The sequence below is a fragment of the Trichocoleus sp. Lan genome (assembly GCF_039961855.1).
Lineage (GTDB): Bacteria > Cyanobacteriota > Cyanobacteriia > Cyanobacteriales > FACHB-T130 > FACHB-T130.
On sequence record NZ_JAMPKA010000003.1, the window covers coordinates 315323 to 331841 of the forward strand.

The 16519-nt window shown below is 45.7% G+C and carries 8 protein-coding genes; 5 read left to right on the plus strand and 3 right to left on the minus strand.

Annotation, left to right across the window (positions count from 1 at the left end; genetic code table 11):
• Positions 1-529: 529 nt before the first annotated feature.
• Positions 530-4036 carry a transcription-repair coupling factor gene (gene mfd / locus NDA03_RS04400; RefSeq protein WP_348237387.1) on the minus strand — a complete coding sequence of 1169 codons (3507 nt, stop codon included), beginning with the start codon at positions 4034-4036 and terminating at the stop codon, positions 530-532.
• A gap of 281 nt (positions 4037-4317) precedes the next feature.
• Here mfd and NDA03_RS04405 point away from each other — a divergent pair, with 281 nt between their 5' ends.
• Complete coding sequence (locus NDA03_RS04405) at positions 4318-5640, plus strand: hemolysin family protein (protein ID WP_190410123.1); 1323 nt, start codon at positions 4318-4320, stop codon at positions 5638-5640.
• A gap of 177 nt (positions 5641-5817) precedes the next feature.
• Positions 5818-6582, plus strand: coding sequence for a class I SAM-dependent methyltransferase (locus NDA03_RS04410; RefSeq protein ID WP_348237388.1), 765 nt, complete (start codon positions 5818-5820; stop codon positions 6580-6582).
• A gap of 28 nt (positions 6583-6610) precedes the next feature.
• Here NDA03_RS04410 and NDA03_RS04415 read toward each other — a convergent pair whose 3' ends face one another.
• Both NDA03_RS04415 and NDA03_RS04420 read right to left on the minus strand, forming a co-directional pair.
• Positions 6611-7681 (minus strand): low specificity L-threonine aldolase, encoded by a 1071-nt coding sequence (locus tag NDA03_RS04415; protein WP_348237389.1) that lies wholly within the window; start codon positions 7679-7681, stop codon positions 6611-6613.
• A 79-nt stretch (positions 7682-7760) separates the two neighbouring features.
• The gene (locus NDA03_RS04420) at positions 7761-9755 is read right to left on the minus strand and encodes an ATP-binding protein (protein WP_348237390.1); all 1995 of its coding nucleotides are present in this window, start codon (positions 9753-9755) and stop codon (positions 7761-7763) included.
• A 275-nt stretch (positions 9756-10030) separates the two neighbouring features.
• On the opposite strand from NDA03_RS04420, the gene treZ reads away from it, so the two are divergent.
• The 3 genes from treZ (at position 10031) to NDA03_RS04435 (ending at position 16422) form a co-directional block, all read left to right on the plus strand.
• Positions 10031-11857, plus strand: coding sequence for a malto-oligosyltrehalose trehalohydrolase (gene treZ / locus NDA03_RS04425; RefSeq protein WP_348237391.1), 1827 nt, complete (start codon positions 10031-10033; stop codon positions 11855-11857).
• A 144-nt stretch (positions 11858-12001) separates the two neighbouring features.
• Positions 12002-14800, plus strand: coding sequence for a malto-oligosyltrehalose synthase (treY, locus tag NDA03_RS04430; protein ID WP_348237392.1), 2799 nt, complete (start codon positions 12002-12004; stop codon positions 14798-14800).
• A 98-nt stretch (positions 14801-14898) separates the two neighbouring features.
• Positions 14899-16422 (plus strand): trehalase family glycosidase, encoded by a 1524-nt coding sequence (locus tag NDA03_RS04435; protein ID WP_348237401.1) that lies wholly within the window; start codon positions 14899-14901, stop codon positions 16420-16422.
• Positions 16423-16519: the final 97 nt, after the last annotated feature.

A 16519-nucleotide genomic window follows, 5' to 3' on the forward strand; every position in this document is an offset into this window, starting at 1 on the left:
AAGATACAAACCCTAAAGAAATGTTTCATAAAACTACGAACAAATTCTATCAGGATTTTTAAAGATTTGATGAAATAATCACCAATTAAACAAATGCCACGTCAAAATACCTAAGCTGGGATTGCTTAGAGACTGAATTTAGTTTATTTCTCGACTGGTTGAAATCATGAAATGCCAGCTCAAGCCAATTTTAGAAGAACAGAATTAGATAAGTTAAACCAATGTTCCGATAATTCTGATCTAGGAGATTTACACAGTGAGCTTGGCTGTACTGCATTCATTAATTACATTAAAACTAAGTATTCAGTCAAAGCGGAAGTACCCAACGAGGTAATTTTTTTGAGTGCAATTTGTTCATTATCTTTCCTGAGATTGATAGAGGATTGGTAGCAAAAATAACAAAAAATTTGCAGGGAGATAGGAAGAGGTTTTGACACTACCGATTTGCCCGATCTAATCGCAGACAAACTTAAAGACAAATTTCAACTCTTCGACCCTGCAAACCGAGCTGTCAGTACTGATATGTAAATTAGACGAGTGCCGGTTCTGGGAGTGCCCCTTGCATCTTACCCAACCAAGTAATCAGATGTTCCGTCTGCTGCTCGGCAGGCAAGACGCCCAAACCGCGAACGGTGACTTTACCGGAGGTGTAGACAAAGCGAGTTTTCAGGTGTTCTGGCAGATTATCTTTGAGCAGGTTCCAGGCGGGTTCCTCCATCGGTGTCTCTAGGATAACGTGTTGTTTGCTTTCTGGTTTAATCCGGCTGAAGCCGAGTTTTTTCGCCAGTTGTTTCAGTTCCATTACCCGCAGCAACTGAGTTGCTGATTTAGGGATACTCCCGTAGCGATCGCTCCATTCTGCGGCAATACTCACTAATTCTTCCTTAGAATTCGCCGCAGCCACTGCACGGTAAGCGCTCATCTTTTGATCCAAATCGGTGATGTAGTCCGCGGGGATAAACGCCGTCAGCTGCAAGTCAATCTGCGTATCGTCAACTTGGGGAATTTCCTGCCCGCGAATTTCGCGAATCGCTTCCTCCAACATTTCCATATAAAGGTCGAAACCAATGGCATCCATCTGTCCCGATTGTTCCGCACCCAATAAGTTACCGACGCCCCGAATTTCCATATCGCGCGTGGCAAGTTGATAGCCAGAACCCAACTGAGTGAATTCCTGAATGGCTCGTAACCGTTGCCGTGCGGCATCTGAGAGCGCCTTGTGCTTGGGATAAAATAGCCATGCGTGAGCTTGGATGCCAGCACGTCCTACCCGTCCGCGCAATTGGTATAGCTGGGATAGACCAAATTTATGGGCATCTTCAATCAGGATCGTGTTGACTCTGGGGATATCTAAGCCGGATTCAATAATCGTGGTACAGACGAGGATATCCGCTTCGCCAGAGCTGAAGGCAAGCATCGTCGCTTCTAACTCAGATTCGTCTAATTGACCGTGAGCGATCGCCAGTCTGGTTCCTGGCACCATTTCTCGCAGCTTTGTAGCCGTTTCTTCAATTCCCTCGACTCGCGGGACGACATAAAACACCTGTCCCCCTCGGTCGAGTTCTTGGCGAATCGCCGTACGGATCGCTTCGGGATCGTATGATGCCAGGTGAGTTTTAATCGGACGCCGAGACGGTGGCGGCGTAGTAATCAAACTCATTTCCCGGATTCCCGACAATGACATATAAAGCGTCCGGGGAATCGGGGTGGCGGAAAGAGTTAGCACATCCAACTGCGTTCTCAGAGATTTGATTTTTTCCTTTTGGTTGACGCCAAATCGCTGTTCTTCATCCACCACCAATAACCCTAAATCGCGGAAACGAATTTCCTTACTTAAGAGTTGGTGAGTGCCAACGACGACATCTAATTCACCCGTTGCCAGTCGTTTGATAATATTGCGGCGTTCCTCAGCACTGCGGAAGCGGTTGAGTAAACCCACCTCAATTGGGTAGGGGGCGAAACGCTCTTTTAGGGTGTGGTAGTGCTGTTGAGTCAGAATCGTCGTTGGGGCGAGGAACGCAACTTGCTTCCCGGCGGTAATCGCTTTAAATATGGCGCGGATGGCGACTTCCGTCTTGCCGAAACCGACATCACCGCACACCAACCGATCCATCGGGCGATCGCTTTCCATTTCCCGCTTCACATCCTGCACCGCCTTCAACTGATCCGGCGTCGGTTGATAGGGGAAAGAATCTTCTAATTCCTCTTGCCAAGGCGAATCCGCTGGATAAACAAAACCTTGTTGTTGCGATCGCTGAGCATACAACTTCAGCAAGTCCACCGCCAACTTCTTAATCGCCTTGCGGACTTTATTCTTGGTAGATTCCCACGCCTTGCCGGACATTCGATTCAGTTCCGGCGGTTTCCCCTCCGTGGCGCGAAACCGAGACATCGCACCCACCTGATCTGCCACTACTCGCAGCAAACCATCCGCGTACTGCACTACCAAATACTCACGGGTTTCGTTATTAACCGTCAGACTTTCCAGCCTGAGAAACTTACCAACCCCGTGATTTCTGTGAACCACATAATCACCGGGGCGCAACTTGTTGGGATCGACTTGCTTAGACGCCGCCCGACGACGCTTGCGGATATAGCTGGGACTTGCCAGAGAATGCTGTCCGAAAAACTCCCTGTCTGTCACCACCACCAATCGGAAGGTTGGCAGGATAAATCCTTCCAGTTCCGCGATCCCCGAATATTTTACCGCCACCGGCGTCTTCTGGATTTGCAACTTGTCAATCGCCGGATAATCGTGGGGATTGGGGACAAATTGCGCCGGACAATCGTGTTCTTGGAGCAACGATACAGAACGGGAAGGCTGTGCAGAAACGATCCAGATCGAGAAACTGCGATCGCGTTCCTTCCGCAAAGTTTCCGCAATTTTAGCAAACTGATGCGGCGTTACCGGAACCGGACGACTAGCTAGATTGAGTGCGGAGGACTGAGGATTGAGGACTGAGGACTCAACCAATTCTGATAAATACAGCCGCTTAAAGCGTTCCGCCGCCGCTAAAGATTCATCAAAATTGCGGTGAATTTTGGGTAATTCCTCCTTCCTATTCGCAATTGCCCATTGTTCTTCAGCGTGTTCCACCCAGCGATCGCTATGGGCGCGACATTGCTCCGGCTCATCAATCGCAATCAGCGTATTTTCCGGCAAATAATCCAACAAAGAAGCCGGTTTCTCAAAAGCCACCCCCAACAACCGCCGCGTACTCTTCTCTGGTTCTTCTTCCCTCTCTTCCCTCTCTTCCCTCTCTTCCTTCGCGACCTTGGCGTCTTGGCGGTTCGTATCTTCTAACGCCGCCCGAACAATCGGACTAAAATCAGTCGGAGTTAGCACCAGCCGCTCAATCTTATCTAGCGATCGCTGAGTTGCCGGATCGAACTCCCGCATCTGATCCAGTTCATCCCCGAACCATTCCAAACGCACCGGCAACTCAGCCGACACCGGGAACACATCGATAATATCCCCGCGCCGACTCCATTGCCCCTCCATTTCCACCAGAGGCACCCGTTCGTATCCCAGAGTCGCCACCTTCTTGCTAAAGGCGTTTAAATCCCAACTCTGTCCGCGTTCCAGGGTGATGCAGAAAGGCTTAAAAGCTTCAGGAGGTGGCAAATGAAGTTGTAGCGCCCGTTCCGTCGCCACAACCGCCATCTTGGCTGAGGAGTGAGGACTTCCTGTCGCCTCAGCCTTGACTAAATCTGCCAATACCTGCATCTGTCCCCAAGTCATCTCCGATTCGGGATCAAATGGCTCGTAGGGCGATGCTTCAGAAGTCGGATAAAAATGTACCGTCTGCCAACCCATCGCTTCCAGTTGAGCGCAACAGCGGCTGACTTCCTCCAGGGTGGCACACACCACGAACAAATTCTGTCCTTGGGCTTGCGCGAGGGCAGAAGCCACCAATCCCTTTGGCAAACGGGGAATGCCGTTGAGCTGTAGATACCGTTGTTGGTCGAGCTTAGAAAGGAGTTCTGTCGTGAGAGGCGATCGCCCTAGGGCACGAATAATAGAAGAAAATGCCATCAGTTGGAGGAAATGCTTAATTCGTTCTGACAAAAAGGCAGGAGTATACCTCCCTACTTCCATCATTTTAGAAGGCAGTTCAAATCGAGACTGCTCTACCGATAGATTTCTGCTTTACACAAAATGCTACTTTCTCTATAGCTACTGCTTTTTTGGGGAACCCCAGCTTTTGATATCGGGGTGGGCACATTGGTTCTCTGGTTTTCTAACCATCCAACTTCGGGTATCGCCCCTACTTCCATCTAAGGCACCGTTCGCCGATATTACTGACACATGGACAAATGACCCCTACTACCGAATTTCTGATTGTTTTGCTACTGATCGTTGCCAATGGCATCTTTGTGATGTCAGAGTTAGCTATCGTCTCGGCTAGGAAGGTGAGGCTGCAACAGCTGGCTAACCAAGGGGATGTCAAAGCACGCGCTGCCTTGGAACTGGCGAATTCCCCGAATCAGTTTTTGGCGATTGTTCAGGTGGGGATAACCCTCCTAGCAATTATCTCCGGTGCTTTCGGCGAAAGAACTATCGCCAAAAGCCTTACCCCTCTATTAGGGTTGATTGCCTGGATCGCTCCGTATAAAAACGCGATCGCATCAGCGATCGCCATCCTGATCATCACCTATCTGACACTGATTATTGGCGAACTAGTGCCCAAGCGGCTGGCTTTAAACTATCCAGAACGGATTGCTTCATCTGTTGCTATCCCGATGCGGATGTTGGCTACTATTGCTGCCCCAGTTGTTTATCTATTGAGTACCTCCACAGATATGATGGTGCGGCTGTTGGGCATCAGACCGTCTACCGATGGTGAAATCACCGAACACGATATTACAGCCTTAATCGAGCAAGCCACGGAGGCGGGAACCTTTGAGGAAGCAGAACAAGACATGGTGGAACGAGTGTTTCGCCTGGGAGACCGACCCGTGAGTGCGTTAATGACACCCCGACCGGATATTGTCTGGCTTGACCTAGAAGACTCCCAGGAAGAAAATCAACGCAAGATTATAAACAGCGCCTATTCCCGATTTCCCGTTTGTCAGGGGGCGCTGGATAATGTTTTGGGCATCATTCCCGTGACTGACCTATTAGGGCGCTGTCTGTCCGGACAACAGCTTGACCTAACGCTCTCGTTGAAACAGCCGGTATTTGTGCCTGAAAGTACCGGAGGGCTGAAAGTTCTAGAATTATTCAAGCAAACCGGCACTCACATGGCGCTGGTTGTAGATGAATACGGCGTCACTCAGGGAGTAGTTACGCTCAACGACATCTTAGTAGAAATCGTTGGTGATGTAGAAATCGATAGTACAACATCTCCTCCAGCCGTACAACGCGAAGATGGTTCCTGGTTGATTGATGGAATGTTGTCGGTGGAAGAGTTTTTTGAAATATTAGATATTGAGGAATTGCCGGGAACGCAAAAAGGAAACTATCACACAATGGGCGGTTTTATGATTACCCATTTAGGGAAAATTCCTACGGCTGCCGACCATTTTCATCTGGGTAGTTGGCGTTTTGAAGTGATGGATATGGATGGCAATCGCGTTGATAAGGTGCTGGTGATGCCCGTCTCTAGAGATGCCGCTGATTCTGAGTCTGGCGATTGAGATGCTGAAATTGCTGGGTTGAGCATGTTTTAACGCTTTGCGTGTTATCGGCATTGCCTGCATCGTGCGTTGATGTTGACACAGAAAGCGATCGCTTCTCAATCCGATTGGCTTAGAGCTAAAAACACTAATTCCACCGAATTTCTATCCTGTCCACACCTATTTTAGGAGCCAAAAATGCAGCCAGAAGAAGCAATCCGAGAGCAATTTGACCGTGCAGCAAATGCATACAGTACATCACCCATTTTCGCACAAGGGCACGATCTGGAGCTGATGGTGCAGGCAGGTGAACCAACAGCAGAGATGAGTGTACTTGATGTAGGGTGTGCGGCAGGACATACGGGGTTTGCTTTCGCCCCTCATGTCCGCGAAGTGATTGGCATCGACTTAAGCCAGAAAATGTTAATAGAGGCATCGCGGCAAGCAATGGCACGAGGCTTAAATAACGTGCATTTTCAGGAAGCCAATGTTACAGCACTCCCCTTTTCAAATGAGCAGTTTGATATTGTGACTTGCCGCTATGTCGCCCATCACTTCCCCAGCTTGACACCCGCGCTAAATGAGGTTTTTCGAGTGTTGAAAGCGGGTGGAAAGTTTGTGGTTGTGGACATTATTTCACCGGAAGATATTGCACTGGCAGAGTTTATCAATCAGGTGGAAAAACTACGCGATCCTTCTCATAGTTGGGATTGGATGATATCTGAGTGGCAAGCGGCTGGCGAAAGTATTGGGATGCCCTTCACCGCGATACAACAGTGGCATCTGCCGATTGACTTTGCAGATTGGACAGCACGACAGCAGACGCCGCCAGAAGCAGTTCAAGAACTGGAACTATTACTTGATAATGCTTCTTCACAAGCAAAATCGGTATTCTCTATTGTGGGTGCGCCGCAGCGTTCATTTCGCGAATACTCGGCTCTCTTGCGGGGCACAAAATCATAAGCTAGGGAAAGGAACTTTGCCCTCTCTACTAAAAATTGAAGGTGGAAATTAGAGGTGAAGAAACCACGTTGCAGTGTGCCCGCGCCGCCTCAATCAAGGCAGTGATATCCTCTTCCTTAGTGTTGAAAGCCGTTACTAATCGCACGGTTGATGAATATTCCCCCTCCCAGCGATAAAATTGGAAACCATCGGCAAGAAGCCCTTGGATAACTTCCTCCGGCATCTGAATAAAGATTTCATTTACTGCAACCAGATAGCACAGGTTCATTCCTGGTAGCGCTGTTAGCCCGTGCGCTAATTTCTTAGCCATCTGATTAGCATGGGCAGCATTTTTCAGCCACAAATCATCTTTAATGTAAGCTTCCAACTGGGCAGATAAAAACCGCATCTTTGAAAAGAGATGCCCGCTGCGCTTGCGACGATAGGCGAAAGTTTTTGCCAAATCTTGATTAAAAAAGATGACGGCTTCTGCTGCCATTGCACCATTTTTAGTCGCTCCAAACGATAGTACATCAACCCCAGCCCGCCAAGTGATATCCGCTGGAGAACAACCCAAGCTAGCAACCGCATTCGCAAAACGGGCACCATCCATATGTAAACCCAAATTGTAGGAATGGGCAATTTCGGCAATCTGGGAAATTTCCTCTGGCTGATAGATAGTTCCAGCTTCCGTTGCCTGAGTCAAGCTTACAGCCGCAGGCTGTACGTGATGGACGACGCCAGCGCCCGATTTTGCCAGTACAGCAGCCAAGTCAGCGGCGCGAATCTTGCCATCTGCACCATCCAGGGTTACTAGCTTTGCGCCGCCGGTATAAAATTCGGGTGCCCCGCATTCATCCAGATTGATATGAGATTGGCGATGACAGTAAATCGCCCCAAACGGAGGTGTCATAACGGACAGGGCGAGGGCATTGGCAGCAGAACCCGTGGTGACGGGAAAAACGGTTACATCTGTCTCAAACAATTCCTTGAACTGGGCTGACAAGCGCTGGGTATATTTATCATCACCATAAGGCATGGTGGTACCCTGATTAGCGGCAGCGATCGCTGCCATAATTTCCGGCGAAATCCCGGTGACATTGTCGCTACAAAAGTTCATCTGTTCGTCTCGCGTTTCTCAATACTCAACTCTATGCTAATCGCCTCTGCCGACATAGATCCTCGACTTCTGGAATCATTTAGAGTTGCGATATCTTGTTCTGCGAAATCGGAATCTTAATGACGAACTCTGCCCCCTCTCCGGGTGCAGAAATACACTCCATACTGCCACTATGTTTTTCTACTACAATCTGATAACTAATCGATAGCCCTAAGCCGGTACCTTTCCCGACTGGTTTCGTTGTGAAAAAGGCATCGAATAGATGAGAACGGACTTCTTCTGTCATGCCTGGGCCGTTGTCGGCAATGCGAATCACCGCTAGCTTTTCGTCTTCAACAGCGGTGCTAATTTTAATACTGGGTAAAAGACAAAATATTTCCTCCTTAGCGACTGACTCTTCTAGTGCATCAATCGCGTTACTCAGCAGATTCATAAACACCTGATTCAACTGTCCCGCGTAACATTCAACTAATGGCAAATCGCTATATTCTTTGGTCACGGTGATCGTGGGACCGCCAGCGATCGCTTTCAGTCGATACTGCAAAATTAGCAAGGTGCTGTCAATGCCTTCGTGGATATCAACCGGCTTCATTTCCGCTTGATCGACGCGAGAAAACGAACGTAAGGACTGAACAATTTCTCGAATTCGCTCAATTCCTAAGTGCATTGATTTTAGTAACTTTGGCAAATCTTCAATAATAAAATCAAGGTCGCTTGCTTCAATTTCTTGGTCAATTTCAGGTGTAGGGGGGTATTGCTGTTGGTAAAGGTGTAACAAATAGAGCAAACTATTCGCATAGTCACAGGCATAATTGATATTGCCGTGAATAAAGTTAATTGGATTATTTATTTCGTGAGCAACTCCAGCCACTAATTGACCGAGGCTGGAGATTTTTTCAGTTTGAATCAATTGAGCTTGAGTTTTCTGGAGGTTAAGTAGAGTAATTTTTAGCTCTTGAGATTTTTCTCGATAGCGATTTTCACTTTGCTTGCGCTCAGAAACTTCAAGCAATAACAGATCGTTTGTCTGTCTAATTTCTGCTGTTCGCTCCTCAACTCTCCTTTCAAGCCCGACGTTGGAGCGGTGCAACGCCTCTTCTACTTGCTGACGCTCAGCGATTTGTTTTTGCAACTCAAGATTAATGAGTTCTAACTGCTTGGTTTTATCTAATAATATTTTTTGTGTGGCTTCTAATTTGTCAACGGTTAAAGCTTCTTCGCGAAGAGTATGAATATACTCCGAACTTAAGCCAATAAATGGGACGAGGTAAGCAATAATTTTAAGGAAATGGGCAATATTGAAATGGTTGTCGAATAATGCAGTTGAGCCAAAAGCCATGTGGAGTTGACTGGCGATTTGGGGAATCATGCTAATCGCTAGCGCTAAAGAAAAATGACTGGGATAAGCATTATAAAAGCGAGGAAAAACAAAAATACCTGCAAAGATAAACAATAAGAGGGGAGGGACATCCCAAGGACGAGTGACAAGCGCGTTCGGGAAAATAGTTGCCGGTATGGCGCTATGGGTACAGAAATAGACAATTGTATAAGAAGCAACAGCAAAAGATACACTAGCGATCGCAACAAAACCCGCGCCTCCCTTCCACTTTCCTGGTTTCGTCGCCAGAAAAATTCCCGCGCCTCCCAGCAGAATCAAAGCATTAAAAAGTCGGCAGACTGCCCAAGTCAAAGGAATTAGGTTTTGGCTATCTGCTATCCCCTGGCTCAATCGGTCGGCGGCTAAAGCATGAAAGGTGTCCATGCACCCCGCGCAAAACATTGCCACGCCAATTATGAGCGTGACAGCATCGCGCTTCAGGCTGAAGTGAATCAAAGACAAAATAACAATGGACAGAGCAATACAGAACGCACTCCACTCCAGAATGGTGTGCAGAAAGCTTCCGGAAAGCGTGTACTGCATCGCTTCGACAAATGCGCGGGGAGACATTCCCACAACAGCTGGCACCTCGAAGGGATGCTTCGGTGAGGCAAAATCCACTCCCAACAAATTCAGCAAGCTAGGCAGCACACAGATCGCTACCACTACCCAAATCAATTGAAAAGGAATCCTCATTGTTTCCATAGCATTTTTCTCAATCCCCCTATTTCAAGATGCCACTAAAGCTTAGCCACAAGTACAGAGGCAGTCATTTCTGACTCTACCAGCGTGGCTTTTAGCCTTCTGCCATTGCCAGAGGTCAGTAAGCTGATATGCGCGATCGCTAATTGAGTAAATAAAAATACACCTTATGGCAGTTCTACGTAACTAAACGTAACTATATTCTGGGATACGTTAACGCGACTTCGCCATTAGGCAAAAAATACTCTTAACAGCGAGGCTAATTAAAGGTGAGAATTGGCGCTTGTTACTTGGGCAACGGAAATTGTGAATTTACCGTTTGGGCACCCACTCTTCATACAGTAGCCGTACAAATTGTTTCTCCTGAAGAACGCCTTCTCACAATGCAACAGGATGAAGAAGGTTACTGGAAAGTTAAAGCTTCAGGCATTGAACCAGGAACGCTTTACTACTACAAACTCGAAGGAACAACTGATAGACCAGACCCAGCTTCAAAATACCAACCGAAGGGGGTACACGCCCCTTCTCAAGTCATCGATCCTAGCACTTTTGCCTGGAATGATACTAATTGGTCTGGCATTCCCTTAGATGAAACTATTATCTATGAATTACACGTTGGCACCTTCACTCCAGAAGGCACCTTTGAGGCAATAATTCCCCGACTTGTTGAATTAAGCGAGTTAGGGATTAATGCCATTGAAATTATGCCAGTTGCTCAATTTCCCGGTGAGAGAAACTGGGGATATGATGGGGTGTTTCCCTTTGCCGTGCAGAATTCCTATGGTGGCCCCGAAGGATTAAAAAAACTCGTTGATGCTTGTCACCAACACGGTATCTCAGTCATTCTCGATGTCGTCTACAATCACCTAGGTCCTGAAGGAAATTACTTCCGAGATTTTGCTCCCTACTTCACTACCAAATATCGCGGTGATTGGGGAGAGGCGATGAATTTTGATGACAAATACAGCGATGGCGTCCGTAATTTTTGTTTAGAAAACGCTCTTTACTGGCTCCAAGAATATCACATAGACGGTCTAAGATTAGATGCCATTCAGGGCATTTTTGAGATGGGTGCTAGACCCTTATTACAGGAAATGGCAGACCAAGTTGCTAATTTTTCCCAGCAACAAGGTAGAAAATTTTATCTGATAGCCGAAAGCGACTTGAACGATGTCCGAGTCATTCGACCCAAAGAAGTGGGCGGCTATGGAATAGATGCACAGTGGAATGACGATTTTCACCACGCATTGCATACCTTACTCACCGGAGAGAACGATAGGTATTACGAGGATTTTGGAAAGGTTGAACAACTCGAAAAATCTTTCAAAGAAGGCTTTATTTACTCCGGACAATACGCTTCTCATAGAAAGCGCCGTCATGGTAGTTCTTCCAAAGACGAACCAGGATATCGATTTATTGTTTTTACCCAGACTCACGACCAAATTGGTAATCGCGTCCTGGCAGAAAGGTTATCTCAGCTTGTTTCCTTAGAAGAGCTGAAAGTAGCTGCGGCTGCTATTTTTCTATCTCCCTTTGTTCCCTTCCTTTTCATGGGTGAAGAATATGGTGAGGAAGCGCCTTTCTTCTATTTTATCAGTCATTCAGATAAGGATTTGATTGAAGCAATTCGCAAGAGTAAAGAAGAAGAATTCAAAGTATTTGTGGGGCGAGGCGAAATGCAAGATCCCCAAAGTCCTGAAACCTTCCAGAAGTGTCAGATTAACTGGGAAAAACGAAAAGAAGGAAAACACAAAGCTCTTTGGGAATTTTATCAGCAACTTATACATCTACGCCGAACAATTCCTGCTTTGAAGAAACCAGACAAAAACACCCTAGAAGCGTCCAGCATTGAAGCCGATAAAATCTTATTCCTTCGGCGTTGGAGTGAAGCTAGTCAGATATACTCCATTATGAACTTCAATCAAAAAGAGGTCACTTTTACAGCTAATCTACCAAGTGGCAACTGGCAAAAGATTTTAGACTCTTCCGATACTCAGTGGATGGGTTCTGGTTCCACTTTACCGGAAAAACTCACGCCAAACCAAGAATTGACCATCAAACCACAGAGTATTGTTCTCTACGAGATAGCAGGATAATAGACGAGGCAGAGCCTTCCAATCCTAATTATCAAACTGATGATAACGAGACGATTGAGGCTTTGCTTCGCCAGTCGTCACTGTAGAGCAAGCACTGTTCACCTGACAAAATTAGAAAAATCATTGAGGAATTAAAATTACATCATGCGGATTCCAGCAGCTACTTACCGAATTCAATTTAATGCAGATTTTCCCTTTGATTCAGCCAAGAAAATTATTGCTTATCTCGCTGAATTAGGAATTTCCGATCTTTACGCTTCGCCCATTTTTAAAGCAAGAGAAGGTAGCACTCATGGCTACGATGTTGTTGATCCCACACAACTAAATCCCGAACTAGGAACACCGGAAAATTTTGAAGCATTGGTGAATGAAATCAAGAATTACGATATGGGATGGGTACAGGATATTGTTCCCAACCACATGGCTTATGATAGCCAAAATCAGTTCTTGATGGACATTCTCGAAAATGGACCAAATTCCGAGTATTTCGATTACTTCGATATTGACTGGAATCATCCTTATGAAAACCTGAGAGAGCGCGTTCTTGCCCCAATGTTGGGGAATTTTTATGGAGATTGTTTGGAAAATGCCGAAATTCAACTCCAGTACGATCAAAGCGGGCTGAGTGTTAACTACTTTAGCTTAAAACTTCCTGTAAAAATAGAATCTTATGCCCCGTTTATTACTCATAACTTAGGAAAACTAGCTAAATCTCTGGGAAGAAATCATCCAGATTTTGTTAAATTACTAGGGATTCTTTACCTGCTTAAAAACACGCTAGTAGAACCAAAAGGTAAAGAACGATATGACCAGATAGCCTTTGTAAAAGGACTTTTGGGGGAACTTTATACCCAAAATCCAGAGGTTCAGGAGTTTATCGATAGCAACATAGAATTTTTTAATGGAGAGAAGGGCAATCCAGAAAGTTTTAATTCTCTTGACAGGTTGCTTTCAGAACAGTTCTATCGCCTTTCGTTTTGGAAAGTGGGTGCTGAAGAACTGAATTATAGAAGATTTTTCACCGTCAACGAATTAATTTCTGTCAAAGTCGAAGAAATCAAGGTTTTTCATAAAACTCATAATTTTATAAGTCAGTTGGTTGAGTCTGGAACAATCACAGGACTCCGAATCGACCATATTGACGGACTCTACGATCCAAGTGAATATTTGCAACGGCTGAGAAACAAAGCTGGAGATGTCTATATTACGGTTGAAAAAATTCTGGAACATAAAGAAGATTTACCTGCTTACTGGCCTATAGAGGGAACCAGCGGCTATGACTTCTTAAACTATGTTAACGGTATTTTCTGCCGAACTGAGAGCGAGGAACGGTTTACTGAGATTTACTCTAGACTGACAGGTTTAAACACCCCCTACGAGCAGCTTTTTATGGATAAAAAAAGGCTGATTGTAGAGAAAAATATGGCGGGAGATGTAGATAATTTAGCCCATCTTTTGAAACGAGTATCGGGGCATTCTAGAGTAGGAATCGATTTTACTCAGCATGGTCTGCAAAGAGCCTTGGCTGAGATTCTGATACTGTTTCCCGTTTATCGAACTTATATCAATCAAGAGGGATTAAGAGAATCGGATCGTTTCTATGTGAAGGAAGTCATTGAAAAAGCTAGAGAGCAAGTGCCGTTGCTTTTGAAGGAACTGAACTACATTGAAAAACTCTTGTTGCTAGAAGAGGAGGACTCTTTAAAGGCAGAACAAAGAGAAGTACAGCGTCACTTCGTGATGAGACTTCAGCAGTTGACTGGCCCATTGATGGCGAAAGGAATTGAGGATACGCTTTTATATGTTTACAACCGACTTTTATCCCTGAATGAAGTGGGTGGAAATCCGAGCCAATTTGGGGTTAGCGTTGCAGATTTTCACGAGTTCAACCAAAAGCAGCATGAGCGTTGGCCTCATAAAATGAATGCCACGGCAACCCATGATACCAAGCGTGGGGAAGATGTCAGAGCTAGAATAAATGTGCTTTCAGAAATTCCCGATGAGTGGGAAGAACAGGTAAAAACTTGGAGTAAAATTAACGACTCTAAAAAACGCCGCATGAAGGGTCGGGTTTTTCCTCAAAAGAATGATGAATATTTCTTTTACCAAACGCTGGTTGGTGCTTTTCCGTTTGCTGAAAGCGAGCGATCGCACTTTGTAGAGCGCGTGAAAGAATATGTAGTGAAAGCGGTTCGAGAGGCTAAGGTTCACACCGCTTGGCTCAGACCGGATACTGATTATGAAGATGGCTTTGTTGCTTTTATCGAAGAAGTCCTGAAGCCTTCCACAGATAATCAATTTCTCCAGGAGTTTCTGCCCTTCCAACAATCGATAGCTTACTACGGAATTTTCAATTCTCTCTCCCAAACTTTGCTAAAAATTACCGCTTCTGGTGTACCTGATTTTTATCAAGGAACGGAGTTATGGGAGCTGAGTTTAGTAGACCCGGATAATCGGCGTCCAGTGGATTTTGAGCAGCGGCTAGCATTCCTTAAAGAGATTAAAGAGAAAGCTAAGGCAGATGTTCTGAAGCTGATCGATGAGCTATTTACGAGTCAGGAGGATGGAAGAATTAAGCTTTTCTTGATAGCTAAGGTTCTGGAGGCAAGAAAACAAAATTTGGCAGTTTTCCAAAAAGGAGATTACGTACCCCTAGAAGTGGATGGGAAGTTTCAGGATCGGATTGTTGCTTTTGCCAGAAGTTATGAAAATCGGGTGGCAATTACGATTGTCCCGCGATTGCTGACGAACGTTGTCCAAGAAGGAGAATATCCTTTGGGCGAAGTATGGGGTGACACCCAGTTGAAGCTACCGCAGGGAATGCCATCTGCAATGAAAGATGCAATTACTTCTCAGTCCCTAAGAGCGAATGGCACGGTGTTGATTGGGGACGCCTTAAAACACTTTCCGGTAGCTTTATTAATTAGCGAAAGCGATCGCTAATACCGATTCCCCTTTGTCATACTGGACATCAGATACTGTTGCCCCCCATCGATGGGGGTAACAGACAGATTTATTACAAATACTAAGGAAAAATCGTGATTAATCAATCATTACCTCAAACCGAATTGTTTCCCTCCCTAGAACAAATTCAGGCAGTAAAAGCCTACATTAAAAAAACTTGGAAAACCCTCTATCGCTCTCACGAGCATATTTTGGATGCTGCCCGCGACCCGAAAATTGGTCATATTCCCGGTAAAGGTTGGCCTATCTATGTCTCGCAATCAGAAGATCGAGCGCTCATTGAGGCATCTTTGCGGGAAGTTTTGAGCAACGAAGAATTTAATCAAATTGAAATTCGCACCTTACCGGCAGAAGTCGATCAAATTGAAGATCACGGGTTGCTCTATTTACCTCATGCCTATGTGGTTCCGGGCGGCCGTTTTAATGAGATGTACGGCTGGGATAGCTATTTTATCCAGTTAGGATTGTTGCGAGATGGAGAAATAGAATTAGCCAAAAGCTTGGTGGAACAGCTAATTTATGAAATTGAGCATTACGGCACGATTTTGAATTCCAATCGTACCTATATGCTGACGCGATCGCAACCTCCCGTCCTTACGCCGATGATTTTGGCTCTCTTCCAGCACACGCAGGATCGGGACTGGCTGCAATCAGTACTGCCAACCGTTGAACGTTTTTACTACTATTGGACATTACCCCCCCACCTGAATCAAGCAACCGGACTTTCGCGCTATTTTGCATTAGGTGAAGGTCCAGCGCCGGAAGTGTTAATTTCCGAGCGGGATGAAGAAGGGAGAACTCATTATGATCGGGTACGGGAATATTATCGGACGTTTGCAGTTGAAGCTTACGATGTCAACTTGTATTATGACCGCCAGAGCGATCGCTTAACTGATTTATTTTACAAAGGCGATCGTTCCATGCGAGAATCTGGGTTTGACATCAGCAACCGTTTTGGCCCATTTAGTGTAGATATTATTCACTATGCGCCTGTTTGCTTGAATGTTTTGCTTTATAAAACAGAGCAAGATACCGCCCAGATAAACGATATTTTGGGATATGAAGAAATTGCTCATCAGTGGCGCGATCGCGCTCGCAACCGCCACAAATTAATTGACCGATTTCTTTGGGATGAAGAAGCTGGACTTTACTTTGATTACAACTTCCATACTGGCAAGCGTCGCCCCTATGAATTTGCCACCACATTCTATCCTTTGTGGGCTGGAATTGCATCTGAAGAACAAGCCAAAAGAGTAGCCGAAAATTTACCCGAATTTGAGGCACCGGGAGGATTACTCACCAGCACTCATGTAACCGGAAATCAATGGGATGCTCCCTTTGGTTGGGCACCTTTACAGTTAATTGCAGTTCAAGGACTTCATCGCTATGGTTATCACGAAGACGCCGATCGTTTAGCGAAAAAATTTATATCTCTGCTAGTGCAAGAGTTTGAAAAATACGGAACGCTGGTAGAAAAATATGACGTTTGTAATTGCTCCGCCAATGTTTCCCATGAAATTCTCTTTGGCTACAGTTCCAACGAAATAGGCTTTGGTTGGACAAACGGAGTCTTCCTCGAACTGTTAGCAACCTTAGAATAACTTAAAATTTATAACGCAGAGTTACTAAAGGAAATCACCAAGGTACACAAAGTTAAATATTCCTTCGCGTACCTTTGGGATTTCCTTAGCGTACCTT

Excerpts from the sequence above, each read along its gene's own strand:
- mfd (WP_348237387.1), bottom strand. The coding sequence starts at position 4,036 with ATGGCATTTTCTTCTATTATTCGTGCCCTAGGGCGATCGCCTCTCACG.
- NDA03_RS04405 (WP_190410123.1), top strand. The coding sequence starts at position 4,318 with ATGACCCCTACTACCGAATTTCTGATTGTTTTGCTACTGATCGTTGCC.
- NDA03_RS04410 (WP_348237388.1), top strand. The coding sequence starts at position 5,818 with ATGCAGCCAGAAGAAGCAATCCGAGAGCAATTTGACCGTGCAGCAAAT.
- NDA03_RS04415 (WP_348237389.1), bottom strand. The coding sequence starts at position 7,681 with ATGAACTTTTGTAGCGACAATGTCACCGGGATTTCGCCGGAAATTATG.
- NDA03_RS04420 (WP_348237390.1), bottom strand. The coding sequence starts at position 9,755 with ATGAGGATTCCTTTTCAATTGATTTGGGTAGTGGTAGCGATCTGTGTG.
- treY (WP_348237392.1), top strand. The coding sequence starts at position 12,002 with ATGCGGATTCCAGCAGCTACTTACCGAATTCAATTTAATGCAGATTTT.